Genomic DNA, 4,593 nt, shown 5'->3' on the forward strand with positions numbered 1-4,593 from the left:
ATGCTGAACGGCGCTGGATCTAGCTTCGTAAATCCGCTGTTCTCTAAAATGTTCAACGAGTATTCCAAAGAGCATGCCGATGTGAAAGTAAACTATCAAGCAATCGGATCCGGCGGCGGTATCAAGCAGTTGACTGCAAAAACAGTTGATTTCGCGGCTTCTGACGCTCCGATGAAAGAAGATGAAATCAAAGCTGCTGGCGGCAATGTACTTCACGTTCCGGTAACGCTTGGTGGCGTAGCCATTGCATATAATCTTGAAGGTGTTAAAGATTTGAAATTGACTCCGCAAAACATTGCCGACATCTACAGCGGCAAAATCAAAAAGTGGAATGACCCGCAAATCGCGGCAAACAACAAAGGAGTAAAACTTCCTGACACAGATATCTTCCCGGTACACCGTTCTGACAGCTCCGGTACAAGCCACATCTTCACCACGTACCTGAACAAAGCTGCAGGGGACAAATGGCCGAAAGAAAAGGTTGGTAAGTCTATCAAGTGGGATGGCGCAGGCACTGGTGCAAAAGGTAACGAAGGCGTAGCCGGTCAAGTACAAAACACTCCGGGCGCTATCGGATACATTGAACTTGCGTATGTTATCCAAAACAACATGTCGGCAGCTCAAATTCAAAACAAAGAAGGTCAATTCGTAGCTCCGTCTCTTGATTCTGTAACAGCTGCCGCAAAAGGCGGACTGGCTAACGTTCCGGAAGATTTGAAAATCGAGCTGAACAACCAGCCTGGTAAAGACAGCTACCCGATCGTTGGTACAACATGGGTGCTGATTCCGGAAGATTTGAAAATGGACAAAGCAAAAGCTGAAAAAATGCTTACTATGATGCAATGGGTTGTAACGGATGGACAGAAGTTCGCTTCTGACCTGCAGTACGCTCCGCTGCCGCAAGAACTGCAAGACAAGTGTGTGGAGCAACTGAAAAAAGTAAAAGTAGACGGTCAACCGGTTCTTAAATAAGAAGTAAGACGGAAATAGCGCGCAAAAAACTCCTTGGGGTTTTTTGCCGCTTTTTTCAAGAGAATGGGAGTGTAATCCTTGAAGAAGAGATATGGAGATCAATTATTTAAAGGAATCGCATACGTTTTTGGCTGTTCAATTATTGCTCTGCTCGGTCTTATGGTCTGGGAGATGTTCCGCGGATCGAGCTTTTCATTTGCGAAATACGGACTGGGCTTTCTCTTCAGTTCAGATTGGGACCCGGTCATGGAAGAGTTCGGCGCATGGCCGTTCATTTATGGTACAATTGTTTCTTCGCTGTTGGCTCTTGCGATCGCGACGCCTATTAGCATTGGCATCGCAATTTTTCTTGTTGAAATCGCCCCGAAATGGTTCCGTGATATTGTAGGTTTTCTCATTGAGCTTCTGGCTGCTATCCCTTCAATTGTATATGGTTTATGGGGAATTTTCGTATTAGGCCCCATCATTCGCGAGTATATCGCTCCTGTATTTATTAACACGCTAGGGACATTCATCCCGTTCTTTGCCGGCCCGTCTTTTGGTGTAGGCATGTTCACGGCAGGTGTTATCCTGGCGATTATGATCATTCCGACGATTGCTTCCATTTCGCGGGAAGTGCTAATGGTTGTGCCGGATGCACAGCGTGAAGCCGCTTTGGCTCTCGGCGCTACGAAATGGGAAATGATTCGTACGGCTGTGCTTACGTATTCTCGTTCAGGCATTCTCGGCGCGATGATTATCGGTCTTGGCCGCGCGATTGGGGAAACAATGTCTGTAACTATGGTTATCGGAAATCGCCCGGAAGTTCCGGATTCTATATTCGATCCCGCCTATACGATGGCGAGTGTCATTGCCAACGAATTTAACGAAGCCTCCTCTGACATTTACTTATCAACCTTGATTGAAATTGGCTTCTTGCTGTTTGCGGTTACGCTGCTGGTGAATATCGTCGCGCGTTTCCTCGTTTGGTCCACGTCTAGAGGCGTACAGGAGGCGAAATAAGTATGGAAAGCGTATTAGAAACTGCCAAAAAACAAAAGGTGAATAAACTGAGTGCGAACCTGGGACGCCGCCGCGCATTCAGCAAGTTCATGGTGGCGCTGACGATCCTGAGTATGCTGTTGGCGCTTACCCCGCTGTTCAGTATTCTTGGATATGTGCTTGTGAAAGGTGCATCTGCCTTAAGTTTGTCTTTCTTTACCGAGCTTCCGGCTCCTCCAGGAGAGGCGGGAGGGGGGATGGCCAACGGGATTCTCGGCACGTTCACACTGATTGGGATTGCTTCGGCCATCGGCGTACCTGTAGGTTTAATGGCCGGTATCTTCTTGTCGGAATATGGACGCAACCGCTTCGGTAAGCTGGTTTCATTCCTGACTGATATCATGCTCGGCGTACCATCGATCGTCGTCGGGATCGTTGTATATGCACTGGTCGTACTGGCGATGGGCGGATTCTCCGCTTACGCGGGCGGGGTAGCGCTGGCGTTTATTATGATTCCAGCGGTTACGCGTACGACGGAAGAGATGTTGAAACTGGTGCCGAACCATATCCGTGAAGCAGGTCTCGCACTTGGCATTCCGAAATGGCGCGTGATTATGCTGATTATCCTGCCGACCGCATTGCGCGGTATTATTACCGGTATTATGTTAGCCGTAGCCCGTGTATCTGGGGAAACCGCTCCCCTGCTCTTTACGGCATTTGGAAATATGTACTGGAATCAATCACTCAGCGAACCGATCGCCTCGATGCCGGTACTTGTATTTAACTACGCGATTTCTCCGTATAAGGAATGGCAAGCCCAGGCATGGGCCGGAGCGTTAACGCTTATCCTGATTGTTCTTGTATTAAATGTATCGGCGCGTTTGGTTACGAGAAAGCGATAGAATATAGAGGTGGAGATCAATGACAATGATTGAAGCGAAAAACCTAAATTTGTGGTATGGCGATTTTCATGCGATTAAAGATATTAATATGACAATCGAAAAAAACAAGGTCACCGCATTTATCGGTCCTTCCGGCTGCGGGAAATCGACATTCCTGCGTGCGATTAACCGTATGCATGAAGTTATCGAGGGTGCGAAAGTGGAAGGGGAAATTCTGCTTGAGGGCCAGAATATCTACAGTTCTGACCGTGATCCGGTTACAGTGCGCCAGCAGGTAGGCATGGTGTTTCAAAAGCCGAATCCGTTTCCGACGATGTCCATTTATGATAATGTTGCAGCGGGCCTAAGGATTAACGGGTTTAGGAATAAGAAGAAGTTGGATGAAATCGTGGAACGCTGTCTGACACAGGCAGGTCTGTGGGATGAAGTAAAAGATCGTCTAGATAAGAACGCTATGGGCTTATCCGGTGGTCAGCAACAACGTCTGTGCATCGCGCGTACGCTGGCGGTGGAGCCGGAAGTCGTACTGATGGATGAACCGACTTCCGCCCTTGATCCGATTTCCACACAGAAGGTAGAAGAGTTGTTGTTTGAGCTGAAGAAGAAATATACGATTATCATCGTGACACACAACATGCAGCAGGCTGCGCGCGTCTCCGACCATACCGCGTTCTTCCTTTTGGGCGAAATGATCGAATTCGATCAAACAGAAACCATCTTTACCAACCCGCAGGACAAACGCACAGAAGATTATATTACAGGTAGATTTGGATAAGTTGCATCGGATAAAAATGATGTATGGAAAAGGAAGGCGGGCATAAAAGCGAAGCCCTTTCTCCTCTATTACATGTACAACATGCAGTTATGGTCGGCGATCGCCATTCCGATATAGAAGCAGGTAAGGTGAATGGACTGTACACAATTGCCTGTGATTTCGGATTCGCCACGGAGGGAGAACTGGACGGTGCGGATGACTGCGTCACTGCGTTTCCTGATATCCTGCCACTCATTGAAGTATATAAAGAAAGCCTGAAGTGAAATTTTGCTTCAGGTTTTTTGCTGTTACAAACGCTAAAAATAGGGTACATAAGAATAGAAAATTGAAATGAGGTCAAAAATAAAAATATTAATGGCTTGCAATTTTTCATCAGGATCATTATAATTAAAGTCAAAGAAAGTCAAAGTCAAATATGATAAAAGAAAAACCGGTTAGGGAGGTGCGTAGATGCGGAACATATCGGACATTATCGAGCAGCATTTGAAAAAAATTCTGCAGCAGAGCAATGGAGCCGTAGAAATTCAGCGCAGCGAATTGGCTGATAAGTTCCAGTGTGTCCCTTCGCAGATTAATTATGTAATCAGCACCCGGTTTACTGTTGAGAAAGGCTACCTTGTAGAAAGCAAACGGGGCGGCGGCGGCTATATTCGCATCCGAAAGGTCGAAATTATTGATAATCAGCGCTTCTACAACATGTTAATGGAGACCATCGGAGAGAGTATAACGGCGGCGGCTTGTGACAATATTATTGAACGGCTTCGGGAAGAGAGGCTCATCTCGCTGAAAGAAATGCAGATGATGAAAACGGCCACAGGGAGAGTATTGTCTTCTGTACCGATACCTCTCAGAGATCGGCTGCGCGCCGATATTCTCCGGGCGATGTTAACGACGATTTTCGTTTATTAGCATATAGAACTATGTGTATTCGGGAGGGAAGCGGATATGATTTGCCAGGAATGC

The 4,593-nt window shown here is 46.9% G+C and carries 6 protein-coding genes; all 6 read left to right on the forward strand.

The window, feature by feature from the left end:
• Positions 1-972 (forward strand): phosphate ABC transporter substrate-binding protein PstS (gene pstS, locus B2899_RS10190; RefSeq protein WP_286885544.1); only part of this gene is annotated, 972 nt, incomplete at its 5' end.
• A gap of 78 nt (positions 973-1,050) precedes the next feature.
• Positions 1,051-1,974: a phosphate ABC transporter permease subunit PstC gene (pstC, locus tag B2899_RS10195; RefSeq protein WP_146810708.1), complete on the forward strand. Its 924-nt coding sequence runs from the start codon at positions 1,051-1,053 to the stop codon at positions 1,972-1,974.
• Between the two features lie 2 nt (positions 1,975-1,976).
• Complete coding sequence (gene pstA / locus B2899_RS10200) at positions 1,977-2,855, forward strand: phosphate ABC transporter permease PstA (RefSeq protein WP_246147340.1); 879 nt, start codon at positions 1,977-1,979, stop codon at positions 2,853-2,855.
• Positions 2,856-2,874: 19 nt separating this feature from the next.
• On the forward strand, positions 2,875-3,630 hold the full coding sequence (gene pstB / locus B2899_RS10205; RefSeq protein ID WP_146810710.1) for a phosphate ABC transporter ATP-binding protein PstB: 756 nt from the start codon (positions 2,875-2,877) through the stop codon (positions 3,628-3,630).
• A 23-nt stretch (positions 3,631-3,653) separates the two neighbouring features.
• Positions 3,654-3,893, forward strand: a complete 240-nt coding sequence (locus tag B2899_RS10210) for an HAD family hydrolase (RefSeq protein ID WP_146810712.1) — start codon at positions 3,654-3,656, stop codon at positions 3,891-3,893.
• A gap of 187 nt (positions 3,894-4,080) precedes the next feature.
• Positions 4,081-4,539: a CtsR family transcriptional regulator gene (locus tag B2899_RS10215; RefSeq protein WP_146810714.1), complete on the forward strand. Its 459-nt coding sequence runs from the start codon at positions 4,081-4,083 to the stop codon at positions 4,537-4,539.
• Positions 4,540-4,593: the final 54 nt, after the last annotated feature.

The sequence above is a fragment of the Aneurinibacillus sp. UBA3580 genome, from assembly GCF_002375825.1.
GTDB classification, from domain to species: Bacteria; Bacillota; Bacilli; order Aneurinibacillales; family Aneurinibacillaceae; genus Aneurinibacillus; species Aneurinibacillus danicus.